Origin of the sequence: Streptomyces sp. NPDC091292, assembly GCF_044757265.1 — a bacterium.
Lineage (GTDB): Bacteria > Actinomycetota > Actinomycetes > Streptomycetales > Streptomycetaceae > Streptomyces.
On sequence record NZ_JBIVUQ010000007.1, the window covers coordinates 1 to 14,114 of the forward strand.

At 71.8% G+C, this 14,114-nt stretch carries 13 protein-coding genes and 1 tRNA gene; 3 read left to right on the forward strand and 11 right to left on the reverse strand.

From position 1 onward, the window contains the following. Nucleotides 1-320: 320 nt before the first annotated feature. From ACIQNU_RS20295 to ACIQNU_RS20305, 3 genes are read right to left on the reverse strand one after another with little or no spacing between them, the layout of a single operon-like run. Entirely contained in the window at nucleotides 321-1,202 is an 882-nt protein-coding gene (locus ACIQNU_RS20295; protein WP_401368095.1) for an SDR family oxidoreductase, read from the reverse strand. After that, the gene (locus tag ACIQNU_RS20300; protein WP_401368097.1) at nucleotides 1,199-2,158 is read right to left on the reverse strand and encodes an alpha/beta fold hydrolase; all 960 of its coding nucleotides are present in this window, start codon (nucleotides 2,156-2,158) and stop codon (nucleotides 1,199-1,201) included. Before ACIQNU_RS20300 ends, ACIQNU_RS20295 begins: the two co-directional genes overlap by 4 nt. Continuing rightward, entirely contained in the window at nucleotides 2,155-3,696 is a 1,542-nt protein-coding gene (locus ACIQNU_RS20305; protein WP_401368100.1) for a flavin-containing monooxygenase, read from the reverse strand. The genes ACIQNU_RS20300 and ACIQNU_RS20305 overlap by 4 nt, the downstream gene beginning before the upstream one ends. A gap of 371 nt (nucleotides 3,697-4,067) precedes the next feature. Between ACIQNU_RS20305 and ACIQNU_RS20310 the strand changes: the two genes are divergently transcribed. Further along, nucleotides 4,068-4,751, forward strand: a complete 684-nt coding sequence (locus tag ACIQNU_RS20310; protein WP_401368103.1) for a MerR family transcriptional regulator — start codon at nucleotides 4,068-4,070, stop codon at nucleotides 4,749-4,751. Here ACIQNU_RS20310 and ACIQNU_RS20315 read toward each other — a convergent pair. After that, nucleotides 4,739-5,542, reverse strand: coding sequence for an exodeoxyribonuclease III (locus tag ACIQNU_RS20315; RefSeq protein WP_401368106.1), 804 nt, complete (start codon nucleotides 5,540-5,542; stop codon nucleotides 4,739-4,741). The genes ACIQNU_RS20310 and ACIQNU_RS20315 overlap by 13 nt on opposite strands. Before the next feature lie 82 nt (nucleotides 5,543-5,624). Between ACIQNU_RS20315 and ACIQNU_RS20320 the strand changes: the two genes are divergently transcribed. Then, nucleotides 5,625-6,134: a GNAT family N-acetyltransferase gene (locus ACIQNU_RS20320; RefSeq protein ID WP_401368109.1), complete on the forward strand. Its 510-nt coding sequence runs from the start codon at nucleotides 5,625-5,627 to the stop codon at nucleotides 6,132-6,134. Nucleotides 6,135-6,461: 327 nt separating this feature from the next. After that, the gene (locus ACIQNU_RS20325; RefSeq protein WP_401368111.1) at nucleotides 6,462-8,123 is read left to right on the forward strand and encodes a TauD/TfdA family dioxygenase; all 1,662 of its coding nucleotides are present in this window, start codon (nucleotides 6,462-6,464) and stop codon (nucleotides 8,121-8,123) included. A 30-nt stretch (nucleotides 8,124-8,153) separates the two neighbouring features. On the opposite strand, the gene ACIQNU_RS20330 is transcribed toward ACIQNU_RS20325, so the two are convergent. The 7 genes from ACIQNU_RS20330 to glp all read right to left on the reverse strand — a co-directional run bounded on the left by ACIQNU_RS20330 (nucleotide 8,154) and on the right by glp (nucleotide 14,112). Continuing rightward, the gene (locus ACIQNU_RS20330; RefSeq protein ID WP_401368114.1) at nucleotides 8,154-8,912 is read right to left on the reverse strand and encodes a GntR family transcriptional regulator; all 759 of its coding nucleotides are present in this window, start codon (nucleotides 8,910-8,912) and stop codon (nucleotides 8,154-8,156) included. A gap of 98 nt (nucleotides 8,913-9,010) precedes the next feature. Beyond that, a tRNA-Ala gene (locus tag ACIQNU_RS20335) sits at nucleotides 9,011-9,084 on the reverse strand. A gap of 138 nt (nucleotides 9,085-9,222) precedes the next feature. Further along, nucleotides 9,223-10,617: a gephyrin-like molybdotransferase receptor GlpR gene (gene glpR, locus ACIQNU_RS20340; protein ID WP_401368117.1), complete on the reverse strand. Its 1,395-nt coding sequence runs from the start codon at nucleotides 10,615-10,617 to the stop codon at nucleotides 9,223-9,225. 204 nt (nucleotides 10,618-10,821) lie between these two features. Next, complete coding sequence (locus tag ACIQNU_RS20345; protein WP_401368119.1) at nucleotides 10,822-11,427, reverse strand: GNAT family N-acetyltransferase; 606 nt, start codon at nucleotides 11,425-11,427, stop codon at nucleotides 10,822-10,824. 26 nt (nucleotides 11,428-11,453) lie between these two features. Further along, nucleotides 11,454-12,077: a molybdenum cofactor biosynthesis protein B gene (locus ACIQNU_RS20350; RefSeq protein WP_401368951.1), complete on the reverse strand. Its 624-nt coding sequence runs from the start codon at nucleotides 12,075-12,077 to the stop codon at nucleotides 11,454-11,456. Beyond that, nucleotides 12,062-12,610: a cyclic pyranopterin monophosphate synthase MoaC gene (gene moaC, locus ACIQNU_RS20355; protein WP_401368121.1), complete on the reverse strand. Its 549-nt coding sequence runs from the start codon at nucleotides 12,608-12,610 to the stop codon at nucleotides 12,062-12,064. Before moaC ends, ACIQNU_RS20350 begins: the two co-directional genes overlap by 16 nt. Nucleotides 12,611-12,765: 155 nt before the next feature. Continuing rightward, complete coding sequence (gene glp / locus ACIQNU_RS20360; protein ID WP_401368124.1) at nucleotides 12,766-14,112, reverse strand: gephyrin-like molybdotransferase Glp; 1,347 nt, start codon at nucleotides 14,110-14,112, stop codon at nucleotides 12,766-12,768. Nucleotides 14,113-14,114: the final 2 nt, after the last annotated feature.

The window sequence follows — 14,114 nt, forward strand, 5'->3', positions numbered from 1 at the left end:
CCTAGCCGTGGGCAGGCGCACCACACGACACCCCCAACCCACACCCCCACCTAGCCGTGGGCAGGCGCACCACACGACACCCCCAACCCACACCCCCACCTAGCCGTGGGCAGGCGCACCACACGACACCCCCAACCCGCACCCCCACCTAGCCGTGGGCAGGCGTTCCGCACGACGCCCCCGCCCCACTCTCACCCCCACCTAGCTGTGGGCAGGCGTTCCGCACGGCGGAACGGGTGGGCACAGCGCCGAAAGTGCCGGGCACCCCCGATCCCACGGCACCCCAGGCGTACCTGCGCCCCCCACCCCACCGCACCCCGCTACCCCCGCCCCCCACGTTCCCTCTCGTCCGCAGCCCCACCCTCCCCCACCAACCCCGTCCGGACAGACCCCAGCCGAGGCCCAAACCTCCGCATCTCCCGTCGCCCCACAGTCCCGACAACCCCCGGCACAAACCCCCGGAGGGCCTGCATCGCCCGCAACCACCCTTGCGCATACACATGCGCACCCCGCCGCTCGATCCCCGCCACGATCCGATCCACCGCCGGCCCCAGCGGATACGTCTTGTTCGCCGGCCACGGCAACCGCTGCCGCAACTCCCGCATCACCTCGTCCTGATCCGCCCCGCGCACCATGTCCGTATCGGTCCAGGACAGATACCCGACCCCGACCCGCACCCCCTTGTACCCGACCTCGGCCCGCAGACTGTGCGCATACGCCTCGACCCCCGACTTGGACGCGCAGTACGCCGTCATCATCGGCGCGGGCGTCATCGCGGCGAGCGAGGCGATCTGGAGCAGATACCCCCGGCTCTCCATCAGCACCGGCAGAAACGCCCGCGCGGTCACCGCCGACCCGATCAGATTGACCTCGATCACCCGCCGCCACGCCACCGGATCCGAGTCGAGGAAAGGACCACCGCTCGCGACACCCGCGTTGGCGACGACGACGTCCACCTTGCCGAACCGCTCCTTGACCTCCCCGGCGACCCGCGCCATCGCCTCGTGATCGGTGACATCGGCGTACCAGTGGCCGCCCTCGGTGTGCAGCCGCTCGGCGACCTGCTTCAGCGCGTCCGGCTCCAGACCGACCAGCGCGATCTTCGCACCGCGCGCCGACAGCTTGCGCGCGAGGAGTTCCCCGACCCCCCGCGCGGCGCCGGTGACAACCACGACCTGCCCTTCAAGGCTCACCTTGCTCATGCGGACGCCGCCCCCTTCGCCGGGATGTCCTGGGTGTCCTGGGTGTCCTGGATATACGTGGAGACCAGCTCGCGGATCAGTGCGCCGACCGCGTCCGGCGCCTCGACGGGCGTCATATGACCGATCCCGGTCAGCTCCGTCAGCCCCACGCAGTGCGGCAGCGCGGCGGCGATCCCCCGCGCGTGCACGGGCGGCGTCAGCCGGTCCGCCGTACCGGCGAGAACAGCCGTCGGCATCACCAACTCCCGTACCCCACCGTCGAGTTCGAGCGCGTCGAGGACGTGCGACCAGCCGTACCGCACGGCCCGTGGACACGCGTGCACGATACGGGCGCACGCCTCGACCTTGTCCGGCGACGATCCGGGGCCCATCGTCCCGTAGCGCAGGATCCGCTTGGCGAGGGGCGTCACCGGGCCGAGCGGGGCGCGGGAGCCGAGGACGGAACGGGTCAGCCGGGTCCGCAGGGCGCCCGCGCGCAGCGGCAGCACCAGCGACTCGGCGACCAGCCGCGAACTGCCCGTACTGCACAGCAGCACCGCCGCCGCCCGCGCTCGGAACCCCTCCCTCCCGGCCGCAGCCATGAGCGTCATCCCGCCCATCGAGTGCCCCGCGAGCACGGCCTTCTCCCCGGCCGCGAGGGTCGCGTCGAGTACGGCCACGAGGTCGTCGGCGAGGGCGCGCGTGCTGTAGCCGTCGGGCCCGGTGGGCGCGGGGCTGCGGCCGTGACCGCGCTGGTCGTAGACGACGACCCGGTGGTCGGCGGCGAGGTCCCGCACCTGCCGCGCCCAGAACGCCGTCGAGCAGGTCCAGCCGTGCGCGAGCACCACGGCGGGCGCGCCGTCGGGCCCGTGCGTCTCGACGTGCAGCCGGGCGCCGTCGGCGGAGACGGCGGTCAGTTCACGGGCGGGCGCGGGGGGCGCGTACGGCCCCGACACCACATGCGTCAGCCGGCTCACGCCCCCGCCTCCACCTTCTTGGTACGGGCGCCTTTACGCGCCGGTGTCCGAGGCTTCGGCGTGGCCTCGGGGACCCGGATCACCTCGTACTCGGCGAGGTCGACGCGCCGCGTGGCCGTCCGGAACTCACTGGTGGTCCCCGGCCACACGGTCGTATTGCGCCCCTCGGCGTCGAGGTACCAACTACTGCAACCGCCGGTGTTCCACACGGTCCGCTCCATCCGCTCCTGGACCTTGTCGTTCCAGGCGCGGACGGCGTCCGGGCGGGCGGAGAGGGCGACCTTGCCACCGAGGACGTCGAGTTGCCGGACGTAGTCGGCGAGGTAGTTCAACTGGGACTCGATCATGAGGATCATCGAGGAGTTGCCGAGGCCGGTGTTGGGGCCGATGACGGTCATCCAGTTGGGGAAGCCGGCCGCGCTCGCGCCGCGCAGCGCCGCCATGCCGTCCTTCCAGGACTCGGCGAGGGTGCGCCCGTCGGCGCCGACGACCCGGTCGGCGATGGGCATGTCGGTGACATGGAAGCCGGTACCGAAGATGATCACGTCGACCTCGGACTCGGTCCCGTCGGCGGCGACCACGGTCGAACCGCGCACTTCCGCGAGCCCGGAGGCGACGACGTCGACATTGGGCCGGGCGAGCGCCGGATAGTAGGCGTTGGAGAGCAGGATCCGCTTGCAGCCGATGCGGTAGTCCGGGGTGAGCTTGGCGCGCAGCGCGGGGTCCTTGATCGCGCGGGCCATGTTCCGCTTCGCGAGCCGCTCGACGAGGCCGAGTTCGCCGGGGTGCTTGGTGAACGCCTGCACCTGGAGTTCCCGGATGCCCCACAACACGCCACGCCGCGCCTTCGTGGTGAACGGAAGCTGCCGGTGCAGCCGGCGTTCGACGCCGCTGATGGCGCGGTCCACGCGGGGCATCACCCAGGGCGGGGTGCGCTGGAAGAGGGTGAGCTTCGCGACGTCGGGCTGGATGGCGGGCACGATCTGGATGGCGGAGGCCCCGGTACCGACCATGGCGACGCGCTTGCCCCGCAATTCCGCTTCGTGGTCCCAACGGGCGGAGTGGAAAACCTGACCGGGAAAGGTGTCGATCCCGGGAATGGCAGGGATCTTCGGATCGGAGAGCGGTCCGGTGGCGGAAACGACGAAGTCGGCGGTGAGGGTTCCCTTGACGGTCTCCACCTCCCACCACAGGTTCTCGGTGTCCCACCGCATCTTCGTCACCTCGGAGTCGAAGCGGATGTGCGGGCGCAGCCGGAACACATCGCTGACGTGCTCCAGATACGCCCGGATGTGCTCCTGCCCGGAGAAGGTACGGGGCCAGTCGGGGTTGGGCGCGAACGAGAACGAGTACAGATGACTCGGCACGTCACAGGCGCACCCCGGATAACTGTTGTCACGCCAGGTCCCGCCGACGGACCCCGCCCGCTCCAGGACGACGAAGTCGGTCACCCCTTCCCGCCGAAGCCGCACAGCGGCCCCCAGCCCCCCGAACCCGGTCCCGACCACCACGACACGGACATGCTCGTACGCCACCACGCGATACCTCCCGAGCCCCAGAACCCTGCCAGTAACCACTGGCACAATGGCGAGAGTAGACCAGCCCCGTACTCACGGGTAGCCAAAGAACAAAGAAAGTTACCGCCGGTACGCCCCGAACCTTCAAGGGGCGCGGGGAACTGCACACAAGGGGCGCGGGGAACGGTGCACAAGGGGCGCGGGGAACTGCGCAAAACACCACAACGAACCCGCACGAAGATTCCTCCCGCACCCCCACCCCCTCAAGGGGCGCGGGGAACTGCGCACCAAACCCCAACGAACCCGCAGAAAACAACGATCCGCACCACCCCAATAAGGGGCGCGGGGAACTGCGCAAACCCCGCCACAAACGAACCGCATAGTCTGATCCCGTGGCGGAAAATCAAGCAAACCCCCGCGAGTACCGGGTCGATGAGCTGGCCAAAGAGGCGGGCATCACCGTCCGCACCCTCCGCTTCTACCGCGAACGCCGCCTCATCCCACCCCCCAGAAAAGAAGGCCGCATCGCCTGGTACGACGACCACCACCTGGCCCGCCTCCGCACCATCGCCGCCCTACTCGACCGAGGCCACACCCTCAACGGCATCGCAGAACTGGCCGAGGCCTTCGACCACGGCCGCGACGTCGCCGACGTCCTCGGCATCGGCCCCCCGTCCGAGGAAACCCCGGTCCGCCTCACCCCGGAAGCACTCGCCGACCGATTCGCCGGCGAGGTCACCCCGGCGAACTTCGCCGCCGCCCTCGACATGGGCTACCTCGGCACCGACGGCGACGAGATCGTGCACGTCAGCCGCCGCCTCCTGGACGTCTCGGCCGCCCTGGTCCACGAGGGCATCCCGCTGGCGGCGGTCCTGGAGACGGGCGCCCGGGTACGCCACCACGCGGACGCCCTGGCGGACCTGTTCGCCAGGCTCGTCCTGGAACACGCGTCACCGGACGACCTGGAACGGTTGCGCCCGCTCGCGAAGAGCGTGATCGAGGCGGAACTGTCCCTGGCCCTGGACAGACGACTGGCGAAGGGCGCGCCAGAAGCAGACCAGCGTCAGGCCCCGTAAGTCACAGTGACCGGTGCATGATCCGACCACCGCAGATCATGACTGGCCGCCCGCTCGACGTACGCCTTGAGCGCCCTCCCGGCGAGCCGGGGCGTGGCCATCTGGTAGTCGATACGCCAGCCGCTGTCGTTGTCGAACGCCCTGCCCCGGTACGACCACCACGAGTACGGCCCCTCGACATCGGGATGCAGCGCGCGCACGACATCGACGTAACCGCCGTCCCCGGCGTCGAGGACCCGCCCGATCCACTCCCGTTCCTCCGGCAGGAAACCGGAGTTCTTGCGGTTGCTCTTCCAGTTCTTCAGGTCGGCCTCGCGGTGGGCGATGTTCCAGTCGCCGCACACCAGCACCTCGCGCCCATCGGCGGCGGCCCGCTCCCGCAACCCCTGGAGATACGGCAGGAACGCACCCATGAAACGGTCCTTCTCGTCCTGCCGCTCGGTACCGACCTCACCCGACGGCAGATACAGGCTGGCGACGGTGATCCCGGGCAGATCCACCTCGGCATACCGCCCGCTGCCGTCGAACTCGGCGCAGCCGAAGCCGATCCGTACCGCGTCCGGCGCGCGCCGCGTGTAGAGGGAGACGCCCGCCCGCCCCTTGGCGGCGGCCGGCGCGTGCACCACATGCCACCCGTCGGGCTCCCGCACCTCGTCGGGGAGCTGTCCGGGCTCGGCCCTGACCTCCTGGAGGCAGAGCACATCGGCGGAGGTGTCCGCGAGCCACGCCACGAAGCCCTTCTTCGCGGCGGCCCGCAGACCGTTCACATTCACGGAGGTCACGGTGAGCATTCCGGCACGATACCGGCACACTGTCGGGGGACGGCCGACCGGCCACCCTCACCGCCCTTCGCATAGAAGTACGATACTCAGCATGTCTATACAGACGACGACACCTCCTCCCGCGATACTCCGGAACGTCTCCTTCAGCCACCCCGACGCGGTCCGGCTCAACGACCGCGTCCAGCTCGAATACGCCGAGCGCTACGGGGACGACGGCGACGCCACCCCCCTCGACCCGACGATGTTCGTCCCACCCCGGGGCCTGTACCTCATCGCGTACGACGACGAGGACACCCCGCTCGCCACCGGCGGCTGGCGCTCCCAGGACGCGAACCCCGAGGGATTCACGGACGGCGACGCCGAGATCAAGCGCATGTACGTCACCCCGGAGGCGCGCGGCCTGGGCCTGGCCCGCCGCATCCTGGCGGCCCTGGAGTCCGACGCCCGCGAGGCAGGCCGTATCCGCATGGTCCTGGAGACCGGCACCATGCAGCCGGAGGCCATGGCCCTGTACGCCTCCAGCGGCTACACCCTCTGCGAGAAGTTCGGCCACTACCGGGACAGCAACCTGAGCCGCTGCTACGCCAAGCCCCTGGCCTGACCGCTCATATGCAGGTCGTGGGACAGGTTTCGCGGAGGGAGTATCTCCGAGAGGGATTGCCGCAGCGAGCGCCGAGGACACGCTCCACACCGCACACGGCAGTCACCTCCTCGAACGAACCACCGGAACCCGCCCCACGCCCCGCCGGCTCCACGACACCAAGTTGACCCCCATGTAACGACCTTAGACGCCGGCCCTGACATCGCCGGAGTTATCCACAGGCCACCCGGTTCATCGGCACGCAAGCCGCACGCCATTCCGCACACACCCACGCCTGAGACCGTCACTCCATCGAAGAAGTTGGCTATACAACTTGGAATGGGAGTGATGAAGGTGTCACCTTCCGTAGAGGACCAGCCCCTGCACGGCCTGCCGCTCATGTGGCTGCGCGACAACTGCCCCTGCCCCCGGTGCCGGGACCCGCGCAACGGGCAGAAGCTGTTCCAGATCACCGAACTGCCCGACGGTCTGGCGCTCGGCGCGGTCCGGCGGACCGCCGGCGGCGTCGAGGTCGACTGGGCGCCCGACGGCCACAGGTCGGCGTACTCCACGCACTGGCTGGCGGCCAACCGGCCCGGTACGGACCCCGGCGACCGGCGCGGCGAGACGGGCAAGACCCTGTGGACCGCCGCCGACCTGGACGGCCGCCTCCCCGAGGCGGACTGGACGGAGTACCTGACCGACCCGGCGGTCAAGGCTCACGTACTGGAGTCGGTCGTCGACCTCGGCTTCGCCCTGCTGCGCGCCGTACCGTGCCGCGAGGGCCAGGTACTCGAAGCCGTGCGGACCTTCGGCTACGTCCGCGAGACCAACTACGGGCAGCTCTTCGACGTACGCGTCGAGCCGGACCCCAACAATCTGGCCTTCACCGGCGCCCGTATCACCCCGCACACCGACAACCCGTACCGCGACCCGGTGCCCACCCTCCAACTGCTGCACTGTCTGTCCAACGCGGCGTCCGGCGGCGATTCCGGTCTGGTGGACGGCTTCCAGGCCGCCGCGCTGCTGCGGGCCGAGGATCCGGAGGCGTTCGCGGTGCTGACGCGAACCCCCGTGCCGTTCCGCTTCAGTGACGCCCGGACCGTCCTGGAGGCGGACCGGCCGCTGATCGACGTGGACGGGCACGGCCGGATCCGCGAGGTCCGCTTCAACAACCGCTCCCTCTCGACCCTCCGGCTCCCCGCCGCCGAACTGGACGCCTTCTACCGCGCCTACCGCACCTTCGCCGCCATCACCCTCCGCCCCGGTCTCCAACTCGACTTCCGGCTCTCCCCCGGAGACTGCCTGATCTTCGACAACGTCCGGCTGCTGCACGCCCGTACCGCCTTCGAGGAGAGCGGCGCGCGCCATCTCCAGGGCGCCTACGCCGACATCGACGCCCTGGCCGGCACGCTCGCCGTCCTGCACCGTGAACGCGCGGCGGCGGGCGAGAAGTTCCTGGACGGGCTGGCCGAACTCTTCGCGGGCGAGGGCGCGGTCGCCTATCTGGGTGAGCGTGTGACGATGGCGCAGCACATGCTCCAGGCCGCCGCGCGCGCCGAGGAGGCGGGCGCGCCCGACGCGCTGGTGGCCGCCGCGCTGCTGCACGACATCGGCCACTTCGAGGGTCCGGTCGGCGGCGAGGAGCTGATGGCGGGCACCGACAACCGGCACAGCCACACCGGCGCGGACCGGCTGTCCGACTGGTTCGGCGCCGAGGTCACCGAGCCGATCCGCCTGCACGTGGCGGCCAAGCGCTATTTGTGCGCGGTCGAACCGGCGTACTACGACCGGCTCTCGGCGGCCTCGGTGTACACGCTCAAGGTGCAGGGCGGTCCGATGTCCGCGCCGGAGGTCGCCGCGTACGAGGCGAATCCGTACGCGGCGGACGGGGTCGCGGTGCGCCGCTGGGACGACGAGGGCAAGGACCCCGACGCGTCGGCCCCGGACTTCTCCCACTTCCGGCCGCTGCTGACGTCCCTCCTGGTCCCCCTGCTGCGAACCACCTGATCCGCGGGAGCGCTCGGCGCGGCTCCCGGGTCAGATGTCGCCGGCCGGGCGGCGGGCCAGCGATCCGGTGGCAGCCGAGCTGTGCGCGGTGAAGGCCACGGTCTCCGGCAGGTACCGGTCGTCGGACCATTCGATCGGGGCGCCCGCCGGATCCGTACTGCACCGCAGCTCGCGCAGCAGCGGGTCGCCCGGCCGGCAGCCGAGCAGCCGCGCGTCCTCGGCGTCGGCCCGGCACAGGTCGATGGTGTGCTGGGCGTCCGCGAACAGCACCCCCCGCTCCTCAAGGCCCAGGGTGTACGACACGGTGTCCGGCGGCAGCTCGGCGACCAGTTCGCCGACGGCCGGCGGATAGGAGGTGCGTTCGACCATCACGGGGCGCCCCGACAGGGTGCGCAGCCGCCGTACGCGGTAGACCTCGGCGCCTTCGGGCAGGCGCAGCCACGCGCGCTCGGTGGTGTCGGCGGCGCCGGTCGCGGCGGCGACTATCCGGCCGCCGGGTTCCTCGCCGGTCGAGCGTGCCCAGCGGGTGAAGCTGAGCAGTTCACCGAAGCTCTGCGGCCGTGGCACGCCGATCACGACGCGCCGGGTGCCGCGCCGGGACGCGATCAGGCCCTCGGCCCGCAGCACCGCCATGGCCTGACGGACCGTACCCCGGGAAACGCCGTACCGCTCGGCGAGTTCACCTTCGGCGGGCAGCCGTCCCCCGGAGCCGTAGCGCCCGTCCCCGATCTCGCGCCCCAGATCCGCCGCCACTCTCCGATACAGCGCCTGCCCTTTCACCGCCACCACGCGTTCCTCCCCGTCCGGCTCCCCCACAGTTCCAACGCGCTCCGCGCACGCAAAGATCCCGCCCGATCAATGAGATCGGACGGGATCTTGTATGTGCGTGGACCTGTGGGGATTTGAACCCCAGACCCCCTCGATGCGAACGAGGTGCGCTACCAGACTGCGCCACAGGCCCTTGCAACGAGTGAAACTCTAGCATCCCCGTCGCGGTGCTCGGAAATCCGATGGAGGGCGCTCCGACCTGGTCGGCGGAGGGGTCCGGGGCGCGTCGCTGCGCGACCGGTGTGCTTCCGGTGCGCGTCCGTGGCGTGCGCTATTCGTTGGCGGCGCGGCGCCGGTCGGCGTCGTCGTACTGGTCGAACAGCGGCGTACGCCCCCGCTCGCGCGAGCGCCGCGCGGAGGCGGCGCGACGCGCGTCACTGCGTTCGTCGGGGCAGCCGTCGGCGTCAGGGTCACCGTCACTGTCGGCGTCCGGGTCGGCAGCGACGCCCGATTCATCCCGGTTCGCGGTGGGCTCCACGCTGCTGGACCGCGCCGCGCTCCACGCGTCCGGTGCGCCGAGGTCGACGCCGCCCGTCGCGCGCGGGGCGACCGGTGCCGTCACATAGGTCGGCAGCGGCACCGGCACCGGGTCCCAGCTGTCGCCGTGCCCGGGGCCGCGCTGGCGCTCGCGCTGCTGGTCCACCCACTCGGCGTGGTCGGTCTGCTCGACGAGCGCGCGGCGGTCGGCGGCCAGCGCCGACAGGCCGGTGTCGGTCGTCGGCGCAGGGGCCTCCTCCGGCTCGTCGGCGACGGGCGCCTCAGCCTGCGGGCGCCGGCGCGGGTGCCGCTCACGCTCACGCAGCCGCTGCGCCGCGTCTTCGGCGCGGCGGCGGTCCATCGTGTACGTGAAGCGGCGCCGCTCCTGGCTCCGCAGATACGCGATGTACGTGCTGAGCAGGACCGCCGGTACCGCGGGCACCCAGAGGAACGCGAGCCCGCCGACCGCCGCGACGATCGCGCCCAGCGTGAAGGCGAGGAACAGCAGCACGGTGGTGCGGCGCCGGCGCGCGAGCACCTTCGAGCGCCGGGCGCGTGCTGCAGCCTCGGCAGCCGCGCGGCGCCGCGCGGGCGACTCCTCGCGCGCGGGAGGCACGGAGGGCGCGGCGGCATCGGACTTCGGCCGGAGCTTGGACTGAGGCTGCGGCTGCGGCTGCCCCGGGTGCTGCGGGCGCCGGCGCTGGGGCTGGGGGGATGCGTCCGGCTGAGACTTACGCGCCTGCGGCCCCGGCTCCTGCGCGGACGGGGGCGCGGGAGGCGTCGGGGACGGCGCCTTCGCCGGGACGCGCGCCCGCACCACTCCCCGCTGCGGTTCCCGCGCCGCGGCCTGCTCCTTGCGTGGGGCGTTCGCGCGCGGGGCGTTCGGGGGCATGGCGAAGGACCGGACGTCCACCGAGTCGGTGATGACGTCCGGCGTCCGGTCCGGACCGTGGTCCGGGTCACCGTGCGGGTCGGCGGGCGACTCGTCCTGGTCGGTCGAGCGTGCCCGCAGGTCCTTGGCGTATCGGCGCTCCATGCCCGCCCGTCCGGACAGCAGCCGGATGGCGGTGCTGAAACGTTCCGTAGGACGGGCCTCGTTCAGCTCGTCCTGCCTACGGAGCCACATCGGCACCAAGTAGGCGGCCCAGGCCCCGACGATGACTGCGTAGATGAGGCCGCTGCTGCTCACGCCTCACACGGTAGAGGGGTTTGCGTGAGGCCATCTGCCAATTGAGCCGGTGTGTCGCACGATCTGGCTGATATTCCGAGCTTTTTTTGCGACTGATGCGATCAGCGGGTCGATCCGGGCACGAAATTAACCCTCAGAGGTCCTTTGCTGACCGTTCCAGGCTCCATTTCGAACATTTATTTTATTTTCGAGGGTGTCCGGGGCTCAGGCGGTGTTCCGCGGGGTGTTCCGGGTGCGGGCCTGGTGCCAGCGGCGCAGCAGCCCTTCCGGTACCTCTTCGGCGGTGAGGGCGAAGACCAGGTGGTCACGCCAGCCGCCGTCGATGTGGAGATAACGTGGACGCAGCCCTTCCTCACGGAATCCGAGTTTCTCGACGACTCTGCGGCTGGGCACGTTCTCGGGGCGAATGCAGACTTCGATGCGGTGCAGACCGACGGTGCGGAAGCAGTGGTCGACGGCGAGGGCGACGGCGGTCGGCATCACTCCGCGGCCCGCGACGGCCTCGTCCACCCAGTACCCGACATGGCCCGAGCACATCGAGCCCCAGGTGATCCCGGCGACCGTCAACTGCCCGACCAGGCGCCCCTGGTACTCGATGACGAAGGGCAGCATCCGGCCGGAGTTCGCCTCCGCGCGCAGATGGCGCACCATTTGACGGTACGTGGGCCGGTGGGCGATGGGACCGGTCGGCGGGGGCGGCGGAATGGTCGCTTCCCAGGGGCGCAGCCAGTCGCGGTTGCGCCGGTTGACCTCGCGCCAGGTGCGCTGGTCGCGCAGCTTTATCGGGCGGAGGACGACATCGCCGTCCACCAGCTCGACCGGCCAGGTGGGTCTGTTCAGCGTGCGCTCCCCGTGGATCCAGGGCTCCCCGGGGCTCCCGGGGTGGGCCGGGGGTGGTCTCCGCCGCGGAGCTGGTCCACGGCATGGGTCAACAGGGGCTCCAGTACGGCGATTCCGTCCCGTACGCCGCCGGTGGAGCCCGGCAGGTTGACGATCAGCGTGCGTCCCGCGACCCCCGCCAGGCCCCGGGAGAGCGCCGCTGTCGGCACCTTCTCCCTTCCGAACGCGCGAATGGCCTCCGGAATGCCCGGTACCGCGTAATCGATGACGCGGCGGGTCGCCTCGGGGGTGCGGTCGGTGGGTGAGATGCCGGTACCGCCGGTGGTGAGGATCACGTCGTACCCGGCGGCCACGCCGTCCCGCAGGGCCCGTTCGACGGGGTCGCCGTCGGGGACGACGCGAGGGCCGTCGGTGGCGAAGCCGAGCGCGGTGAGCGCCTCGGCGATCACGGGGCCGCCCTGGTCGGCGTAGACGCCGGACGCGGCACGGTTGGACGCGGTCACGACGAGAGCCCGGTACGGACCCGCCGGCTGCGCGGCTCCGCCGGCGCCCTCTGGGGCCGGTGTCTCGTGGGGGTGGCGTGCTCCCCCGACGTCATGGGCCCTCACGCCCGGCTCCAGTGGCCGGACTTCCCGCCGGTCTTCTCCTCGACGCGTACGTCCGTGACGACCGCGCCTTTGTCGACGGCTTTCACCATGTCGACGACAGTGAGCGCCGCCACGCTGACGGCGGTGAGGGCTTCCATCTCGACGCCCGTGCGGTCGGTGGTCCTGACGGTGGCGACGATCTCGACGGCGTCGTCGGCGACGGCCAGGTCGACGGTGACGCCGGAGACGGCCAGGGGGTGGCAGAGCGGGATGAGGTCGGGGGTGCGTTTGGCGCCCATGATGCCCGCGATACGCGCGGTGGCGAGGGCGTCACCCTTGGGGACCCCTTCCCCGCGCAGCAGCTCGATCACGCGGGGCGAGACGAGGACCCGTCCGCTGGCGCGTGCGGTGCGCGCGGTGACGTTCTTGTCGGTCACGTCGACCATGCGGGCGGCGCCCGCCGCGTCGATGTGGGTCAGCCGGCCCCCCTCAAGACTCGCGTCCTGTTCAGGGTTCGGGTCCTGCTTGGGCGTTCCGGGGGTGTCCCCCCGGGAAATCGCAGTCATCGCTGTGGCGCTCCCGGTCCGGGCCCCGCGCGGTGCGGCGCGCTGGACCTGTGTGCGCGACACGGTACCGCGCGCGGGGGCCGTCCGGCCTGGCAGGACCGCAGGGGCGCGGCTCCCACCGGTACGTCCCCGCGCGCGGGGATGCCGTTTCCGGTTCAGCCGATCGGGCCGGGCCGGCCGAGGACGACGACCTCGACCTCGGTGCCGGGCTCCACGGAGGTGTCGTCCTCGGGGACGACGATCAGCGCGTCCGCGTGCGCGAGCGCGGCGACGAGGTGCGATCCGGAGCCGCCGACGGGCTCCACGGTGGCGTCGGCCGCGCTGTAGCGCGCGCGCAGGAACTGGCGGCGGCCCGCGGGCGAGGTGAGCGCCTTGTCGGTACGCAGCACCGCGCGCGCGGTGGGCCGGTGGACGTCGGGCAGGCCCATGAGGGTGCGGATCGCGGGGCGTACGAACAGCTCGAAGGAGACGTACGACGACACCGGGTTGCCGGGGAGCGCGAGCAGCGGGGTGTGGTCGGGGCCGATGGAGCCGAAGCCCTGGGGCTTGCCGGGCTGCATGGCGAGTTTGCGGAACTCGATGCCGCTGCCCGCCTCGTCCTCGTCGCCGACGTGGGAGAGGGCTTCCTTGACGACGTCGTACGCGCCGACGCTGACTCCGCCCGTGGTGACGACGAGGTCGGCGCGGACGAGCTGGTCCTCGATGGTGGCGCGCAGGGTCTCGGCGTCGTCGGCGACGGCGCCCACGCGGTAGGCGATGGCGCCGGCGTCGCGGACGGCGGCGGTGAGGGCGAAGCTGTTGGAGTCGTAGATCTGTCCGTCGGCCAGGGGCTCGCCGGGCTGGACGAGTTCGCTGCCGGTGGAGAGCACCACCACGCGCGGGCGGGGGCGCACCCGGACGCTGCCGAGGCCGACGGCGGCGAGCAGGGCGATCTGCGGGGCGCCGAGCACCGCGCCCGCGTCCAGGGCGCGGTCGCCCGCCCGGACGTCGCTGCCACGCGTGCGGACGTGCGCCCCGGCCTCGGCCGCGCGGTGGACGTGCACCTGTCCGGAGGCGCCTTCGGGGGCCGCGCTGTGGGCGCGCATCCCGGAGACGGGTCCGCCGCCGAGTCCTCCGTCGGTCCACTCGACGGGGACGACGGCCTCGGCGCCGGGCGGCAGCGGGGCGCCGGTCATGATGCGGGCGGCCTCGCCGGGGCCGACCTCGGGCGCGTCGGCCTGGCCCGCGGCGACGTCGCCGACGACCGTGAGGACGGCCGGGAACTCCTCGCTCGCGCCGACGGTGTCGGCGGCCCGGACCGCGTACCCGTCCATGGAGCTGTTGTCGAAGGGCGGCAGGGAGAGCGGCACGGTGATGTCTTCGACGAGGACGCAGCCCTGGGCGTCGAGGAGTTGCAGTTCGATGGGTTCCAGGGGGCGGACGGTGCCGAGGATGTCCTCCAGGTGCTCGGTCACCGACCAGACGTGCTCCGGCCCGGCGACGGGGACGGTGGAACTGCTCACAG

Bases quoted from the DNA above. Each gene is read 5' to 3' on its own strand.
- ACIQNU_RS20325 (WP_401368111.1), top strand. From the start codon at position 6,462: ATGAAGGTGTCACCTTCCGTAGAGGACCAGCCCCTGCACGGCCTGCCG.
- ACIQNU_RS20315 (WP_401368106.1), bottom strand. From the start codon at position 5,542: ATGCTCACCGTGACCTCCGTGAATGTGAACGGTCTGCGGGCCGCCGCG.
- ACIQNU_RS20320 (WP_401368109.1), top strand. From the start codon at position 5,625: ATGTCTATACAGACGACGACACCTCCTCCCGCGATACTCCGGAACGTC.
- moaC (WP_401368121.1), bottom strand. From the start codon at position 12,610: ATGACTGCGATTTCCCGGGGGGACACCCCCGGAACGCCCAAGCAGGAC.
- ACIQNU_RS20295 (WP_401368095.1), bottom strand. From the start codon at position 1,202: ATGAGCAAGGTGAGCCTTGAAGGGCAGGTCGTGGTTGTCACCGGCGCC.